Raw genomic sequence first — 16,764 nt, 5'->3', positions numbered from 1 at the left:
GGGGGATCAGACCTGCACCGACCGGACGGGGGTGGCCATCCGCTGCGGTGCGTTGGCGACGGCGGCCACCCGTGCGCTCTACGAAGGGCGGATGGCGGAATGCCACGTCACGGCGACGGATCGCTACGACCGCGCCCTGGCGACGTGTCACGTCGGAGGTGTCGACGTGAACGCCGACCTCGTCCGCCGTGGATTGGCCCGCGTCTACCGCGACAACCGGACTTATCTGAACGAGCAACGGGACGCGAAGCGGAACGCGCGCGGTCTTTGGGCCTATGACATGATGGATCCGGCGGCTTGGCGCGCGCAGCGGCGTGCCGTGCGAAACACCGATGACGCTTCGGCGGGGCCGTGCTCGATCAAGGGCAACATCAGCGACAATGGCCGCATCTATCACCTGCCCGGAGATCGCTACTACGCCCGGACCCGCATCGCGGAACGCAGCGGCGAGCGGTGGTTTTGCAGCGAAGCCGATGCGCGGGCGGCCGGATGGCGGCGGACCCGATCTTAGCCGTATCAGCGCCTTACGGGGCGACGTTGACTTGGATCAGTCTTCCCGGCCGTCCGCGCCCTCGACCTCTGACTTGAAATTCTCGAAGAACGCATCGGCCATCTTCGCCGCGAAGCTGTCGATCAGGCGGGAACCGAGCTGCGCGATCTTGCCACCGACCTTGGCGTCGACCGCATAGGTCAGCTCCGTCCCCTCGGGCACTTCGATCAGGGTGACGTCCGCGCCGCCCTTGGCAAAGCCTGCGACGCCGCCCTTGCCCTCGCCTGCAATGCGGTAGCTTTGGGGCGGCACGACGTCCGACAGGGTCACGGCCCCTTTGAACGTGGCCTTCACCGGACCGACTTTCTGTTTGACCACCGCCTGGAACCCGTCCTCGGGTGTGCCGGTCAATTCTTCGCAGCCGGGAATACAGGCCTGCAATGTGCCCGCGTCGTTCAGTTTGGCCCAGACCACCTCGCGCGGGGCGGCGATCGTGCGGGTTCCCGTCAGTTCCATGGCGTCCTCCGAAGTTCCACTCATAGAGGCCAGATGCGGCACGCCGTTACAAGTCGTAAGGCAGCAAGCCACGGTCGTCCGGGTCGATTTTCAACGGACGTTCCAGCGGCGGAACCGCGCGCTGATGGCACGCGACGCGCTCGCAAATGCGGCAGGAAATGCCAATTGGCTCGAACGTCGCAGACAGGTCCAATCCGTCCGCATAGGTGATCCGCGGCGCGTGCCGCACGTCGCAGCCAAGGGCGATGGCGTGGCGGCGGGTCGGCGCGCCGAACGCCCCGCCGGAGCTGGAGATATCGCGCGCCAGGCAGAAATAACGCGCCCCGTCGGGCGTTTCCGCCAATTGGCGCAGGAACCGGCCCGGCGTGGCGAAGGCCGCGTGGACGTTCCAAAGCGGACAGGCCCCGCCGAAGCGTGCGAATTGCAGGCGCGTTGCGGAATGGCGTTTGGTGATTTGCCCGGCCTGATCCACGCGGACGAAGAAGAACGGCACCCCCTTGGCCCCCGTCCTTTGCAGCGTGGACAGGCGATGGGCGACCTGCTCGAGCGAGGCGCCGAATTGCCGGGCCAGGCGTTCAAGATCGTGGCGCATAGCATCGGCGGCGGCGCGAAACGCTTCGTAAGGCATCAACACGGCCCCGGCGAAGTAATTGGCAAGGCCGGTTCGGGCGATGGCGCGGGCATCGTCGCTGCTGAACCGGGCCAGATCGAGCGTTGCGTCGAGCAGGTCGGCCTGCGAATTCAGGGCCACTTGATGCAGTTGCTGAAATCGGTTCGTCGCCGCACTTGCGCGGGTCGACAGCGACAGATGACGCGCAGCGCGGTCGTATTGACGCAGGCGCGGCGCATCCGCGACTGTCACGGCGACATTTCGATCCGACCACCACGTCGCAAGGCCGGTGTCCAGGTCGGGACCGAGGTGCGTCGCAAAAGCCTCGGCCGCGCGATCGACGGTGTCGATGTAGTTATCGCAATAGTGAAAGAAGTCTCGCACTTCTTCCCAAGGAGAGGGGGCAAGAGTTCCGGATAAGCCAAGTGCTGCGTCAAGGGATGCAAGACGCTCCGCCCCTTCGCGGTGGGCGCGGTGCAGGGTCAGGAACGCGCGGGCCAGCGCGGGGGCGTTGGCCCCGGTTAGGCGCAGGTCGGCCATCGGCACGGCATCGGTGAAGACCGGATCGGCCAGTGCCTCGCGCATGTCGGACACCAATCGTTCGTCGTCTCCGGCCCCAAGTTCGGTCACGTCGAAGCCAAACTCGCGCGCCAGGGCCAGAACGACGGCGGTGGAGACCGGGCGGTTGTTGTTCTCCATCTGGTTCAGATACGGAAGGGAAATGCCAAGGCGGACGGCGAAGTCGGTCTGCGTCAGACCGATGCGCGTTCGCACCTCCCGCAGCTTGGCCCCGGCGTAGAGTTTACGTACAGCCATCCCTGGTCCCCCTTTGCAAAGGGGATTAGCAGCCTTTGCAATCCGGTGTCAGCCCGCGATTTGTCGATTGCGTCGGATGGTCAGCGCGATCGCCACGACCGAGCAGAGACCCGATGCAGCCATCAACAGGACCAGCGGCAGGGCCCCGCCGCCAAAGCCCAGCAGCCAGCCCGCCACGGCCGACAACGCCGCGCCGCCGCCGATCATGATCGCCCCGCCCAGACCGGACGCCGTGCCGGCCAGATGCGGTTTGATCGACAGCATCCCGGCCGTCGCGTTCGGAATGACCATGCCGTTGCCAAGGCCAACGAAGGTCATGAAGCCGAAGAAAACCCAATGGGTCTGGAAGCCCGCCAGGGTCAGCACGGTCAGCAGCGACAGGCCCGACGCCTGGCCGACGGCCCCCATCAGGATCATCCGGTCGATCCCGACCCGCTGCGAAAAGCGCCCCGAAATGCCGTTTCCGATCAAATAGCCCAGGGCGGGCGCGCCGAAGAACAAGCCCAGCGTCTCGGGCGTCATGGCGAAAATCTGAGTTCCGACGAAGGGCGCGCCGCCCAGATAGGCGAAGAATGCGCCCGACGCGAAGGCCGACGCGGCGCAATAGCCCCAGAACCGCCGGGACGTAAGGAGTTCGGGATACTGGCGAACCTGATCGCGAAAGGTGCCGCCAGCCTTTGGGGCGGTTTCGCCAAGATCAATGTAGGTCAGCAGCCAGAGGGCCGCGCCGACAATGAGCAGCAGCCAGAAGTTCGACTGCCAGCCGAATTGCGATTCCAGGACGCCACCGATGCCCGGCCCGATCATGGGCACGATCGACATGCCCATCGTGACGTAGCCCAGCATCGAGGCGGCCTTGTCCTGCGGATAGAGGTCACGGACGACCGCCCGGCTGAGGACCATGGCCACGACGATCGCGGCTTGTGCCATGCGGAAGAACAGGAAGGATTCCACCGTCGTGGCCATCAGGCAGCCGACGGTGGCCAACAGGAACAGCGCGATTCCGGTCAGGATGACGGGGCGCCGGCCGTATCGGTCCGAGATGGGGCCGACGAACAGCTGCAGGACCGCGTTCACCCCCAGATAGAGGCCCACCGAAAGCTGGATCAGCCCGTAGTCGGCGGCAAAATATTCGGCCATCGCGGGTAGGGAGGGCAGAAAGACGTTCATCGCAAGCGTCGACGTGCCCACCAGGGCGACGAGCGTCAGGATATGCGGTGGCGTCCGCGTGGCGGTCGCCTGTGGTTCCGTCAGAATGGTCATGGTCGTGCGCTACGCCTTTAGGATGTCGCTGTCTGCCCCCGTCGATGCACAGGCGGGTGTGCAGCGCGGTCAGACCAAAGGTGGGGCGATCGCCCCCTGCGACCAGGCATCGGAGAACCTTCGCAGCTTTGCAAATACTCCGGCATGTTCATCGAGTGATTTGCAAATATTCCATATCGCTCTTTCGGCGCTGTGGCACAACCGATAGACCGGACCCAACACGGAGGACGCGGCATGAAGGATATTCTGGGCGAGCTGGAAACCCGTCGGGAACAGGCCCGGATGGGCGGAGGTGAGAGGCGGATCGCGGCGCAGCATGCCAAGGGCAAGCTGACGGCGCGCGAACGGATCGAGCTGCTGCTGGATGCAGGATCGTTCGAGGAGTTCGACACCTTCGTCGCCCACCGCGCCACCGACTTCGGCATGGAAAAGGACCGCCCCGCCGGTGACGGTGTCGTTACGGGGTGGGGCACGGTGAACGGACGGCTCATCTATGTCTTTTCGCAGGATTTCACGGTTTTCGGCGGGTCGCTGTCGGAAACCCACGCGCAGAAGATTTGCAAGATCCAGGACATGGCCGTGCAGAACGGCGCGCCGGTCGTGGGGTTGAACGACTCCGGCGGCGCACGCATTCAGGAAGGCGTGGCGTCGCTGGCCGGTTATGCCGAAGTCTTCCAGCGCAACATCGACGCATCGGGCGTCATCCCGCAGATCAGCGTCATCATGGGGCCCTGCGCGGGCGGTGCGGTGTATTCGCCGGCGATGACCGACTTTATCTTCATGGTGCGCGACAGCAGCTATATGTTCGTGACCGGGCCGGACGTGGTGAAAACGGTGACGAACGAAGTCGTCACGGCCGAGGAGCTGGGCGGGGCCGCCACGCACACCCGCAAATCCGGCGTCGCCGATTGCGCGTTCGAGAACGACGTCGAGGCCCTGGCCGAGACGCGCCGCCTGATCGACTTCCTGCCGCTGTCGAACCGCGAGAAGCCACCGGTGCGGCCGTTTTTTGACAGCCCAGACCGGATCGAGGACAGCCTTGATACGCTGATCCCGGACAATCCGAATTCGCCCTACGATATGAAGGAGCTGATCGGAAAGCTGGCGGACGAAGGCGATTTCTTCGAGATCCAGCCCGATTTCGCCAAGAATATCCTGACCGGCTATATCCGCATTGAAGGGCGCACCGTTGGTGTCGTGGCGAACCAGCCGATGGTCCTGGCCGGATGTCTGGATATCGACAGCTCGCGCAAGGCGGCGAAGTTCGTGCGGTTTTGCGACGCCTTCGAAATTCCGCTGCTGACTCTGGTCGATGTGCCGGGGTTCCTTCCCGGCACCAGTCAGGAATACGGCGGCGTCATCAAACACGGGGCCAAACTGCTGTTCGCCTATGGCGAAGCGACGGTGCCGAAGGTGACGCTGATCACGCGCAAGGCGTATGGCGGGGCCTATGATGTGATGGCGTCGAAACATCTGAAGGGTGATTTCAACTATGCCTGGCCCACGGCGGAAATCGCGGTGATGGGGGCCAAGGGCGCGGTTGAGATCCTGTACCGCAGCGAGTTGGGCGATGCCGAGAAGATCGCGGCGCGGACGGCCGATTACGAAGACCGCTTCGCCAACCCGTTCGTCGCGGCTGAGAAGGGCTTCATCGATGAGGTCATCGTGCCCTCGGCCAGTCGCAAGCGTATCGCACGGGCCTTTGCGTCCCTGCGCAGCAAGCGGCAGGACCGGCCCTGGCGCAAGCACGACCTGATCCCGCTTTGAGGGACGGATCATGGAGTTCGGACAAACGTGGCTGGCACATCTGGGACGACGGGACGACCTTCGTCCTGGCGCGGCGGCTGCCGATCGCTTGGGACGTGGCGGCCGAGACGCGGTTGCCGGACATGGGGCGACGGCGGCTGGCCCATGCCGTGCGTCAGGACCTTTGGCGGATGTTGCAGCGCCTGCGGGGTTTCGCACCGATTGTGTCGGTGACGCGAGGGCCGCAGGGCGTGGCGGTTCGTGCGGGCGGCGCGGTTGCGGGGCGGATGCCAACGGATGTGCCGGGGCGGATCGCGGCGATGCTTGCCGATCCGGCCACGCGTGCAGCCTGGCTGAAATCGGCGGGTCACCGATGACGGGAACAAGTTGGAGAGATGCGGCGTTCGATCCGAAAGGAGAAACTTATGCCCAAGGATCACGGACCCAGCATCAAGGACGACGAAACCTATCAGGCCCTGCGCGAGGATGGCGCATCCAAGCAGAAGGCGGCCCGGATCGCCAATGCTCAGGCCAACGAAAACATGTCGCCATCCGAGAAGGGCGGCAAGTCGCCCCCCTACGAGAAGTGGCGCAGGGACGATCTGTATCACCGCGCGCAGGAGCTGGACGTGGACGGACGCTCGGACATGACCAAGGACGAGCTAATCGAGGCATTGCGCGCCGCCTGATCTTGGCGGCGGCATTGTCGTTGTCGTGGGGCGGAATGGCTGCGGCGCAGAATGCCCTGCCGTCGGGCCAGCCGCTGGTCCTGTGGGAAGTGGTCTGGGAACGGGTCGAGGGGGCGGGCACGCAGGCCGTGTTCCGATTCATCGCCCCGCAGATCGCGCGCGACGGCGGGACCGTCGACGCCGATGCGGCTTTCACCGATCTGGACTGGCTTTGTACGACGCACGCAATCCCCGTGGCGCGTCTTCCGGCGGCGCGTGCCGATACCGTGGTCGTCACCCTGATGGACCGGCCCGTCGCGCGGGGCACCACGGACGCGGCGGCCACCCAGTATTTCGGCGTCTATACGATCGAAAACGGCGAATGTTCGCCGTCTGATTTCTGATGCAGACGCTTTTGCAAATCAGACGCTTGTGGGACGCGACGCGGACCTGCACTTTGGCGTCCGCTGGGGATGGCAAACGATTCTGCCATGTCACCCCGCATAATTGGAGAGAAAAATGCAAACGTTCGTCAAAGCCTTCGCCGTCCTGGGCGTCACCGCAACGCTGGTCGCCTGTGGCGCACCCGCCGAAGAAGAAGTCATCATCGTGCCCGTCCAGCCCGAGCCCGTTTCGACCAAGTTCTGACGACCCTTCGACGGGCGGTCGGGAAATTCCCGGCCGCGCGTCGGCCTGGACACGGCCAGACCCCTGCATGCGTGTGGGTCTGGCCGTTTTTCAAGCGAAGATCCGCTTGAAGGTCGTCCACGAATTCGACGCAATCCGGCTGTCTGCCGGCATTGGTGCGGGGGCGACACAAGACCTTGCCGCAACTGGGGCATTTCTGAGGCAGGCATATCGGGACGAGAATTGTTCTGTTAGGTTTTCCACAGGCCGCACCAACGTGGCTGTCATCACGGGCGACGCCGGGATTGAACCCCCGGCGTCGCCCGTCAACGTCAGGAGACCAAGATGTCGAGCATCCTCAAACTCACCGTGGCCGTGGCCGCGCTTTCGGCCCTGTCGGGCTGCTTCCTCTCGAACCCCGAGCCGGAAGAAATCGTTATCGTCGAGCCGGCCCCCGTCGTGGTCCAGCCCGTCACCGGCAAGTTCTGATACGATATCAGGGCGGGGGGCAGACCCCGCCCTGAATTCCACCCCGTTTCGCAACCGCATATCTTCGGAGGTGCGCGCATGCTGAAGCACCGTGGCTTTCCCGGTCGTCTGACCGGATCTGATTTCCAGTTCACCATTCGCCGCGGCAATCCCAAGGGTGTGACCGCGATCACTCGACGCGAGCGGTTCCGGGACCGCAAGTCGGTGGACCGCCAGGCCGACGCAGCGTTCCTGAAAGCACTGGTCGAGTATTTCGGCGACGCCCCGTTCGAGCGGGGCAATCTGGATGCCGGCCGCCTGTCGTGGTTGTTCGGACGCGAGGTGCTGCCAGCCGAGGATCCGTTCGACCCCGCTGATTACGAGGCCCTGCTTCGCGTCGACCTGAAGGCCGCCGAGGCAAGTTTTCCGGATGTCTTCGCGTCGTCTGCCCCATCCGAAGATGACGATTGGGTCGACGATTGAGCGTGTTCCCGCCGATTGTTTCCAGACTTGCGCGAACCTGTGCCGATTGGCGCGGGGTCGGTCCGTGGCGCTTTGCCATGGTGGACGCAGGGCGCACGGTCCGATTGCGGTCACCTGCGGATGTTCCCCATGACCATCCGTTCGATCGTGAGTGGAAACGTACCCCTTCCCTGTCCGGTCGGCGGGCCGGCTTTCGAGCCAACCCGGCGACCGGACTTTCTTTCGCCTTGTCGATGGATCGGATCCGGGTATGCTCTGCTAAACAAAAAAGAAAAGACCGAGCAGGAGCCAATTCAAATTCCCGACCGTCCAGCAGGACGTTCGCCTTTGTGGGCGCAGTCTGCTGCGGGTCCACGGACCTGAAGAACGCTGGGTCTATTCGCCAATCCGATCGATATTGCGGTTCCGCACAGGGGCCGCAATCGTCATACCACCGCACGATACAATCCGGAGATTTTCCATGCACCGCAAATTCATCATTCCCGCTCTCGTCCTCGTTGCCGGCCTGTCGGCCTGCAACGCCGGCACCGACCTTGAGCGTGCTGCCATCGGCGGCGTCGTCGGTTGTGCCGTCGGCGAGATCGTCAGCGACGGCAAATGCATCGCGGGGGCCGGAATCGGCGCCGCCGGCGGCGCGTTGTCCAACGACTTCTGATCTGTCGCCCCGCAAGGGGCACTGCACCACCATCAAGGGCTGCCCGGTCAACCGACCGGGTGGCCCTTTCGTATTCGGAGCCGGCGTCAGACCGGCGGGGGAGGGACCATGTTCAAGAAAATCCTGATCGCGAACCGCGGCGAAATCGCCTGCCGGGTCATCAAGACGGCGCAGCGGATGGGCATCGCGACGGTCGCTGTCTACTCCGACGCGGATCGCAATGCGCTGCATGTGAAGATGGCGGACGAAGCGGTGCACATCGGCCCGCCTCAGGCGAACCGATCCTACATCGTGATCGACAAGATCATGGACGCCGTAAAACAGACCGGGGCAGAGGCGGTCCATCCCGGTTATGGTTTCCTGTCCGAAAATCCCAAGTTCGCCGAAGCGCTGGAGGCGGCGGGCGTGGCCTTCATCGGCCCGCCCAAGGGCGCGATCACGTCCATGGGCGACAAGATCACGTCCAAGAAGATCGCGCAGGAGGCCGGCGTCAGCACGGTGCCCGGCCACATGGGCCTGATCGCGGACGCGGACGAGGCGATCGAGATTTCCGGTCAAATCGGCTATCCGGTCATGCTCAAGGCCAGTGCGGGCGGCGGCGGCAAGGGCATGCGCATCGCCTGGGATGAGAGCGAGGTCCGCGAAGGGTTTCAGGCGTCCAAGAACGAGGCCAAGGCCAGTTTCGGCGATGACCGCATGTTCATCGAAAAGTTCGTCACCCAGCCGCGCCACATCGAGATCCAAATCCTGTGCGACAAGCACGGTAATGGTGTCTATCTGGGGGAGCGGGAATGCTCGATCCAGCGGCGCAACCAGAAGGTCGTGGAGGAGGCGCCGTCGCCGTTCCTCGACCCCGAAACACGCAAGGCGATGGGAGAGCAGTCGCTCGCCCTGGCACATGCCGTCGGATACGCCAGTGCGGGTACGGTCGAGTTCATCGTCGACGGGGACCGCAACTTCTATTTTCTGGAGATGAACACCCGGCTTCAGGTTGAGCATCCGGTGACGGAGCTGATCACCGGGGTCGATCTGGTCGAACACATGATCCGCGTGGCCTATGGCGAAACGCTGTCCTTCGGACAAGACGACGTGACATTGAACGGCTGGGCGATGGAAAGTCGGCTTTATGCAGAAGATCCGTACCGCGGGTTCCTACCGTCCATCGGTCGTCTGACCCGCTACCGCCCGCCCGCCGAAACGCCGGAGTATCAGCCGGGCGTGGTGCCAAGCGCCCCGGTCGTGCGAAATGACACCGGCGTTTTCGAGGGCGGCGAGATCAGCATGTATTACGACCCGATGATCGCCAAACTGTGCACTTGGGGCCCAGACCGTGCGGCTGCGATCGAAGGGATGCGCAACGCGCTGGACGGGTTCGAGGTGGAAGGGATCGGCCACAACCTTCCGTTCCTCAGTGCGGTGATGGACCATCCGAAATTCGTCGCGGGCAAGATGACGACCGCCTTCATCGAGGAGGAGTTTCCCGACGGTTTCAACGGTGTCGACCTGGCGGAGGTGCATCTCAAGCGCATTGCCGCTGCTTGTGCCGCGATGCACCGCGTCGCCGAAATTCGCCGCACCCGCGTGTCGGGACGGATGGACAACCATGAACGCAAGGTCGGGGCCGACTGGGTCGTCACGCTGGGTGGTCACCGTTTCGAGGCCACGATCGACGCGGACCGCGACGGGGCCGACGTGACGATCGACGGGGAGATCCTGCGCTGCGAGAGTCTGTGGACCCCCGGCGACATGTTGGCCCGCATCGCCGTGTCGGGCGAGGTCATCGTTCTGAAGGTCAGCAAGATCAGCCAGGGCTTCCGCATCCGCACACGCGGCGCGGACCTGAAGGTCAACGTGCGCACGCCGCGTCAGGCGGAATTGGCTGCCTTGATGCCCGAGAAGCTGCCGCCCGATACGTCAAAACTGCTGCTATGCCCGATGCCGGGCCTGATCGTGCGGGTTGACGTGGCCGAGGGCGATGAGGTGCAGGAAGGTCAGGCGCTGGCCGTCGTGGAGGCGATGAAGATGGAGAACATCTTGCGCGCCGAGAAGCGGGGCGTGGTGTCGAAGGTAAATGCGGCGGCGGGCGACAGCCTTGCCGTGGATGACGTGATCCTGGAATTCGAGTGAGACCTGCGACGCCAATATCGCCGACCGGAGTTTACTGCCGGTCGCGGCCGATCTCCCGCTGGCGCATGGGCATCTTGTCGATGGACCGCGACAATTCCCGCACGGTCCAGGGCAGGGGTTTGCGCAGCTTCACTTCGCCGTCCTTGCCCATCAGCACCAGCATGAACGCGCGCGGGCGCAGTTTGGTGCGCAGGGCCGATGGATTGGCCGGGTCGGTGTCGGTGATGATGATCACGTCGCGGGCGATGAGTTCCGGCAGGTCGCGCAGAAGCTCTACCATCTGGTCCTCGAACGACGGGTCGCGGGGCGAATTGGCGAAGACGACGACGGGCCGGGCGATCCACTGCAACTCGTCGATATCGATCTCGGCGGCGTCGAAGACTTGTCCGGGGTCGGCGCGCCATTGGTCCGCAAGGGTTGGCGCATCGGCACCGAATGCCGGCCAGGCCAGGGTCAGGGCTGCAAAAGTCGCGGTCAGGGTTGGGCGCATGTTCACCGTCCGAATTGTTTCACCCTATATAGGCGGGGTTCGGCCATTGACGAAGGACCGCATGTCGCATTGCCGCGAATTTGGCGTGAATGTCGCATTTAACCAAGTGTCAGGGGCTTTGAGTGTAGGACGGCGGGGTTCATGAAGGGATCCGACATGCCACATTTGACTGCCACTCCCCCCGTTACGCTGCACCTGGGCGCGCACCGAACCGGGACGACTGCCGTCCAGCATTTGTTACGCCGGAACGATGAATATCTTGCCGCGCGGGGTATCGCGACGTGGGGGCCGGATCGCACGCGGGGCGGGATGTTGGGTGGAATCGGGGGCGACCCGGGCCGCATCGACGCGCGACGTAATGTGCGCGCGCACCGCGCAGCGGGCCGCATCGCGATGCTTCGCGCGCAATTGGCCACGGTAGGTACGCATCGCATCGTGCTCAGCGACGAAAATCTGCTGGGCGGGCTTCGGGAAAACCTGCTTTTGTGCAGACTTTACCCGACGGTCACCACGCGATTGGATCGGGTGGCCGCCGCCATTCCTGGTATCGATCATGTCGTGCTTTCGATCCGCAGTCCCGACGCCTGGTGGACCAGCGCCTTCGCCTGTTTGATGACGCGCGGCTTCGCGGCGCCCGATCGTGCCACGCTGGATGCCGTGCTGCGGACCCGGCGCAGTTGGCGCGCGGTCGTCACCGATGTCGCGGCGGCCCTGCCGCACGCCCGGCTGACGGTTTGGACGCACGAGGATATGGCCACACGCGCCGACGCCGCGGTACACCGCCTGACGGGCGAAGTGCCGCAGGTTCGCAACGTGGCTCGGCTCAACGCATCGCCCGATTGTGCTACGCTGCAGGCGCGCCTGCTGGACGAAGGGTGTGTGACGCGGTTGCCCGATGTGGCGGGTCATTACGCGCCGTTCTCGCCGGATGAGCGTGCGTCGCTTCGCGGCCGATATGACGACGATCTTGCCTGGCTGCGCGATGGCGCGGACGGCCTGATCGAAATGGAGACCCCCGCAACGACATCCCCCGCAGAGGGGCCGTTCCGCGACAGGAGACCGAGATATGGCCGAGACCGACGACAAGAAGCGATGGGCGCAACTGGCTGAAGCGGAGCTTCGGGGCCGGTCCGTCGACGATCTGACCTGGAAGACGCTGGAAGGCATCGACGTCACCCCCGTCTATGGTCCGTCCGACCTGTCGGATGTGACACACACGGGGACGATGCCCGGCGAAGCGCCGTATACCCGCGGGGTGAAAGCCACGATGTACGCCGGTCGCCCATGGACGATCCGGCAATACGCGGGGTTTTCCACCGCCGAGGAAAGCAACGCGTTCTACAAGCGCGCGCTTGCGGGTGGTCAGCAGGGCGTGTCCGTCGCTTTCGATCTGGCGACGCACCGCGGTTACGATAGCGATCACCCCCGCGTGGTCGGTGATGTGGGCAAGGCCGGCGTCGCCATCGACTCGGTCGAGGACATGAAGATCCTGTTCGACGGCATCCCGCTGGACAAGGTGTCGGTCAGCATGACGATGAACGGCGCGGTCATCCCGATCCTGGCGAGTTTCATCGTCGCGGGGGAAGAGCAGGGCGTCGATCGTGCGGCCCTGTCGGGCACGATCCAGAACGACATCCTTAAGGAGTTCATGGTCCGCAACACCTACGTCTATCCGCCCGAACCCTCGATGCGGATCATCGCGGACATCATCGAATACACCGCCGACGAGATGCCGAAATTCAATTCCATCTCCATCTCCGGCTATCACATGCAGGAAGCGGGCGCGAACCTGGTGCAGGAGCTGGCCTTCACCTTGGCCGACGGCCGTGAATACGTGCGGACGGCCATCGCGCGCGGTATGGATGTCGACCGGTTCGCCCCGCGCCTGAGCTTTTTCTTCTGCATCGGCATGAACTTCTTCATGGAGGCCGCGAAACTTCGGGCCGCGCGCCTGCTCTGGTCGCGGATCATGGCGGAGTTCGAGCCGAAGAGTGCCAAGTCGTCGATGTTGCGGACCCATTGCCAGACCAGCGGCGTCAGCCTGGCGGAGCAAGACCCGTACAACAATGTCGTGCGCACCGCCTATGAGGCGATGAGCGCGGTTCTGGGTGGGACGCAGTCATTGCATACCAATTCGCTGGACGAGGCGATTGGCCTGCCCACCGACCATTCGGCCCGCATCGCACGCAACACCCAGTTGATCTTGCAGGAAGAAACCGGCGTCACCAATGTCGTCGATCCGCTGGCCGGGTCCTACTATGTCGAAAAGTTGACCCACGACATGGCGGAAGCGGCGTGGAACCTGATCGAGGAAGTCGAGGAAATGGGTGGTATGACCAAGGCCGTGGCTTCGGGCATGCCCAAGCTGCGGATCGAGGAATCGGCGGCGACCCGACAGGCCATGATCGACAAGGGCGAAGAGGTGATCGTCGGCGTCAACAAGTACCGCAAGGACAAGGAAGACCCGATCGACATCCTGAGCATCGACAACGACGCGGTGCGCGAAAGCCAGGTCGCACGTCTCAAGCGGATGCGTGATGAGCGCGATCCGGCGGCCTGTGATGCGGCACTGGCCGAAGTTGAGCGGCGCGCGCGTGACGGCGGCAACCTTCTGGCGGCGGCGGTCGAGGCGGCGCGCCACCGGGCGAGCGTCGGTGAAATCAGCACCGCGATGGAAAACGTCTTCGGACGTCACCGGGCGGAGGTGAAGACCCTCGCCGGGGTCTACGGGGCAGCGTACGAAGGCGACACGGATTTCGCCGCGATCCAGAAGGACGTGGAAAATTTCGCCGAGATCGAAGGTCGACGCCCCCGGATGCTGGTGGTGAAGATGGGGCAGGACGGACATGATCGCGGGGCCAAGGTTATCGCCACAGCCTTTGCCGATATCGGATTCGACGTGGATGTCGGCCCCCTGTTCCAGACGCCCGAAGAGGCCGCGCAGGATGCCATTGATAACGATGTGCACGTCATCGGGATCAGCAGTCAGGCGGCAGGGCACAAGACGCTTGCGCCCAAGCTGATCGAGGCGCTGAACGCCGCCGGGGCAGGGGAGATTATCGTGATCTGCGGGGGCGTCATCCCGCAACAGGATTACAATTTTCTGATGGATGCCGGTGTCGCTGCGATCTTTGGACCGGGGACGAACATTCCCGCCGCGGCGGTCGACATCCTGACGTTGATCCGCACCGCGCGGACCTGACCAACCGGGCCTGCAAGGGGCGGATTTTTCCCTTGCGGCCCGATCCGTGGTCCACTATTTCGGCCCCACGGTTGGGATGTGGCGCAGTGGTAGCGCATCGGTTTTTGGTACCGCAGGTCGTAGGTTCGAATCCTACCATCCCAGCCAATCTCTCTTTAGGTCTCTGATAATAATCGGAAAAACGGCCGCTGTCGGTCCCAGAACACCGCACTGCGATTCATGGGTGTGAGACACGGGTGCGATACAGCCGACCGATCCTGCGCATCTTACGTCTTCGATGACCTCCCCATGGGAGAACGTCAGATGCGGCTACCGACATATGTTCAACGGCGCGGAGCAGTCTACGTCTGGCGGCGGCGCGTGCCGCAAGCGGGCAGAAAAAAGTAATAAATTTCTGCAAGTTAGTTTGCGGACACGGGAGCTATCCACATGTCTTGGGCTCGCCTCTCTCCTCACATGGAGGTCCGAGGTGTATCTTGCTCAGGTAATGAACGGACACCTTTCCCATACCGAAGCCCAGCGCTTCCTCGCCGCGATCGTGACGGCCGAGATTTCGCGTATCCGTGCGGAGAGGTATGCGGAACCACTGGATCAGTCTCCGAGTGATTGGATCGCCCGTGCGTCTTCGGAGCGTGTCCGTCGAGCTGCGATGGAAATTGTTTCGGCTCGCGGGACGGCGGCAATCCTTCTCGCTCATGATGAAAGACGGCTATGGGAAGAAGGCTACGACCCGGAAGAGATCGCAGCTGTAGGACAAGAGCTTGGGCGATTGGTGGATTGGATCGCATGTCCGAAGCAGAGGGCTGAAGTTGAGCGCGCGACCTTGCAAACTATCGGTCGTCATCCATCCGATGATCGCGAAACAAGATTGCTTCAATGCCTTCATCTGTCCGGCCAGGCTGAAGCTTTAAGCACGATGGATCGTGTTCGGGCTACGGGTCCAATGATCAGTCCCGGTGTCGGAATTCGAGAGGGTAACATAGGGCGGGCAACTGGCCTCGGCGGGACGGCAAGTTCCCTTTCATTGACATCACCGAACGGTGCACGTGCTTCGGTCGCACCCATGTCGGATGCCGATACCCCTGGTGGCGGTGCTTGGTCGGAAGGTTCAAGAGCAATCCCGGGTCCGCAGCCATGCGAAGTAAACAGTTCAAAAACCGTTATCAGAGCAGTGCCTGAAGCAAGGGATGACCGCGAATTTCTCAGCCAGATTGCCGACGCCATGATCGGCAAGTTATTTCCTCCTGCGACGACGGACGCGGCCGAGAAGTCCGTCGCCAAGGATCGTCGTCAGACCCGACAAGTTCTCGCTCAGTTCATCGAGATCACAGGGGACAAGCCGATGTGCGATCTGACACAGGCCGACTGCGGCCATTACGTCGATACGCTGGCGTGTCTCCCGAAGGTCTATGGTCGGAGCAAGGCTGATCGCGATCGTTCGATCAGCGAACTGATCGAACGTGGAGAGGATTTGCCGGACGACGAAGTGGGTCTTGCCGCGAACACGATCAATCGGAACATCGGCCATCTTCAGAAGCTGTTGAAATATGCGCGAGGTCGAGGAATGCGTCCGGCCGAAGATCTCTATCTGAGCGATCTGAGGGCGACCGATCGACGAGATGCACGTTCCGTTCGGGAACCGTTCACGGAGGAGGACCTTGCCGCGTTGTCTCGGCACACGGTCTGGAAAGGATGCCAAAGTGCCGGTCGTCGTAATCTGCCAGGATGCGAAATCATTCAGGATGGCCTTTACTGGGGGCCGCTTCTCGCCGCGTACAGCGGGGCACGTCGCGAGGAGCTGATGGGCATGAAGCTGGCCGAGGTCAACGATAGTGGGCCGATCCCTTTCCTTCGTCTTCAACCCAACGGCAACCGACGCCTCAAGAATCCAGCGGCAGAAAGAGACATCCCGCTTCATCGCAGGCTTATCGATCTCGGGCTTCTAGAATACGTCGCGCGGCTGCGGATTGAGGGAGAGGTGGACCTCTTTCCAGAACTCGCGCCGAAATCGGTAAACGAGACCTTCGGCGGAAACCTATACAAGAAGTGGACCGAGTCCAAAAACTGCGTGCTCGGGGACGGCGGGCGGCGAAAGACGTTCCATTCCTTCCGGCACACCGTAGTCACCCGGCTTCGTCATGATCCAAATATTCCGAAATTGTTCGTCACTACCCTAGTTGGTCATACCCCACACGGAGAAACAGATGGCCGATACACGAAGAAGGTCGACCTCGCCAAGCTGACTGAAGTCGTAAACAGTCTTCCCGACTGGTTCTAACCTGTCAGATCAAAGAACACGCCCATGTCGAAATGATTACTGACTGGCTATTTCACTACGGGGAGAAACGAAATCGGGACGGTAGTCGAAAATGTAGGCCGGAGGCGAACGGGTCCAGCAGGCTGCTGGTCGGGGCAGGGGCTTGCATCGCGAAGCGGCGCGATCCTCCCGAGGGTTTTAAAAGGGGCTGGGTCCCTTCAGCTTGGGGTTTTGAAAGGGGAGCGCAGCAGTCCCCTTCACCGGAGAGACATAAGGAAATCTCGCAGAGATTTGCTTATGTCTAGTAGGTTCAGGCGCAGCGCTTAGTTCGACCGGGGTTCGCTCT

Annotated in this window: 17 protein-coding genes and 1 tRNA gene; 14 read left to right on the top strand and 4 right to left on the bottom strand. The window is 63.1% G+C overall.

The window, feature by feature from the left end:
• Window positions 1-511, top strand: a 511-nt coding sequence (locus tag JDO7802_RS16735; RefSeq protein WP_055087051.1) for a thermonuclease family protein, incomplete at its 5' end; no start/stop codon positions are given.
• Between the two features lie 36 nt (window positions 512-547).
• On the opposite strand, the gene JDO7802_RS16730 is transcribed toward JDO7802_RS16735, so the two are convergent.
• The 3 genes from JDO7802_RS16730 to JDO7802_RS16720 are packed head-to-tail and all read right to left on the bottom strand — an operon-like array spanning window position 548 to window position 3,695.
• A complete protein-coding gene (locus tag JDO7802_RS16730; RefSeq protein WP_055087050.1) occupies window positions 548-1,006 on the bottom strand; it encodes an SRPBCC family protein in 459 nt (152 codons plus the stop codon).
• A 46-nt stretch (window positions 1,007-1,052) separates the two neighbouring features.
• A complete protein-coding gene (locus tag JDO7802_RS16725; protein WP_055087049.1) occupies window positions 1,053-2,432 on the bottom strand; it encodes a helix-turn-helix domain-containing protein in 1,380 nt (459 codons plus the stop codon).
• Between the two features lie 48 nt (window positions 2,433-2,480).
• Window positions 2,481-3,695, bottom strand: a complete 1,215-nt coding sequence (locus JDO7802_RS16720; RefSeq protein ID WP_055087048.1) for a multidrug effflux MFS transporter — start codon at window positions 3,693-3,695, stop codon at window positions 2,481-2,483.
• A 234-nt stretch (window positions 3,696-3,929) separates the two neighbouring features.
• Between JDO7802_RS16720 and JDO7802_RS16715 the strand changes: the two genes are divergently transcribed.
• The 9 genes from JDO7802_RS16715 to JDO7802_RS16685 all read left to right on the top strand — a co-directional run bounded on the left by JDO7802_RS16715 (window position 3,930) and on the right by JDO7802_RS16685 (window position 10,469).
• Window positions 3,930-5,462 carry an acyl-CoA carboxylase subunit beta gene (locus tag JDO7802_RS16715; protein WP_055087047.1) on the top strand — a complete coding sequence of 511 codons (1,533 nt, stop codon included), beginning with the start codon at window positions 3,930-3,932 and terminating at the stop codon, window positions 5,460-5,462.
• On the top strand, window positions 5,459-5,818 hold the full coding sequence (locus JDO7802_RS16710) for a hypothetical protein (protein ID WP_055087046.1): 360 nt from the start codon (window positions 5,459-5,461) through the stop codon (window positions 5,816-5,818). Before JDO7802_RS16715 ends, JDO7802_RS16710 begins: the two co-directional genes overlap by 4 nt.
• Window positions 5,819-5,866: 48 nt before the next feature.
• The gene (locus JDO7802_RS16705) at window positions 5,867-6,130 is read left to right on the top strand and encodes a DUF7218 family protein (protein WP_055087045.1); all 264 of its coding nucleotides are present in this window, start codon (window positions 5,867-5,869) and stop codon (window positions 6,128-6,130) included.
• A 20-nt stretch (window positions 6,131-6,150) separates the two neighbouring features.
• Window positions 6,151-6,513, top strand: coding sequence for a DUF6497 family protein (locus JDO7802_RS16700; protein WP_144430663.1), 363 nt, complete (start codon window positions 6,151-6,153; stop codon window positions 6,511-6,513).
• A gap of 115 nt (window positions 6,514-6,628) precedes the next feature.
• Window positions 6,629-6,757, top strand: a complete 129-nt coding sequence (locus JDO7802_RS18730) for a hypothetical protein (protein WP_275934864.1) — start codon at window positions 6,629-6,631, stop codon at window positions 6,755-6,757.
• A gap of 324 nt (window positions 6,758-7,081) precedes the next feature.
• Entirely contained in the window at window positions 7,082-7,225 is a 144-nt protein-coding gene (locus tag JDO7802_RS18345) for a hypothetical protein (RefSeq protein WP_187298169.1), read from the top strand.
• 78 nt (window positions 7,226-7,303) lie between these two features.
• Entirely contained in the window at window positions 7,304-7,687 is a 384-nt protein-coding gene (locus tag JDO7802_RS16695) for a hypothetical protein (protein ID WP_055087043.1), read from the top strand.
• A gap of 460 nt (window positions 7,688-8,147) precedes the next feature.
• The gene (locus tag JDO7802_RS16690) at window positions 8,148-8,342 is read left to right on the top strand and encodes a YMGG-like glycine zipper-containing protein (RefSeq protein ID WP_055087042.1); all 195 of its coding nucleotides are present in this window, start codon (window positions 8,148-8,150) and stop codon (window positions 8,340-8,342) included.
• Between the two features lie 108 nt (window positions 8,343-8,450).
• Window positions 8,451-10,469: an acetyl-CoA carboxylase biotin carboxylase subunit gene (locus tag JDO7802_RS16685; protein ID WP_055087041.1), complete on the top strand. Its 2,019-nt coding sequence runs from the start codon at window positions 8,451-8,453 to the stop codon at window positions 10,467-10,469.
• A gap of 31 nt (window positions 10,470-10,500) precedes the next feature.
• On the opposite strand, the gene JDO7802_RS16680 is transcribed toward JDO7802_RS16685, so the two are convergent.
• Window positions 10,501-10,959, bottom strand: a complete 459-nt coding sequence (locus JDO7802_RS16680; protein ID WP_055087040.1) for a DUF4174 domain-containing protein — start codon at window positions 10,957-10,959, stop codon at window positions 10,501-10,503.
• Between the two features lie 309 nt (window positions 10,960-11,268).
• On the opposite strand from JDO7802_RS16680, the gene JDO7802_RS16675 reads away from it, so the two are divergent.
• From JDO7802_RS16675 to JDO7802_RS18090, 4 genes are all read left to right on the top strand, one after another.
• Window positions 11,269-12,069, top strand: coding sequence for a hypothetical protein (locus JDO7802_RS16675; protein WP_222836416.1), 801 nt, complete (start codon window positions 11,269-11,271; stop codon window positions 12,067-12,069).
• Entirely contained in the window at window positions 12,026-14,161 is a 2,136-nt protein-coding gene (gene scpA, locus JDO7802_RS16670; protein WP_055087038.1) for a methylmalonyl-CoA mutase, read from the top strand. Before JDO7802_RS16675 ends, scpA begins: the two co-directional genes overlap by 44 nt.
• Before the next feature lie 72 nt (window positions 14,162-14,233).
• Window positions 14,234-14,308: transfer RNA gene (locus JDO7802_RS16665), tRNA-Gln, on the top strand.
• A gap of 340 nt (window positions 14,309-14,648) precedes the next feature.
• Entirely contained in the window at window positions 14,649-16,439 is a 1,791-nt protein-coding gene (locus JDO7802_RS18090; protein WP_144430661.1) for a site-specific integrase, read from the top strand.
• The last annotated feature ends 325 nt before the right edge of the window (window positions 16,440-16,764 follow it).

This window comes from Jannaschia donghaensis, assembly GCF_001403795.1.
Classification (GTDB): Bacteria; Pseudomonadota; Alphaproteobacteria; order Rhodobacterales; family Rhodobacteraceae; genus Jannaschia; species Jannaschia donghaensis.
This window is presented reverse-complemented; position numbering and strand designations above follow the sequence as displayed.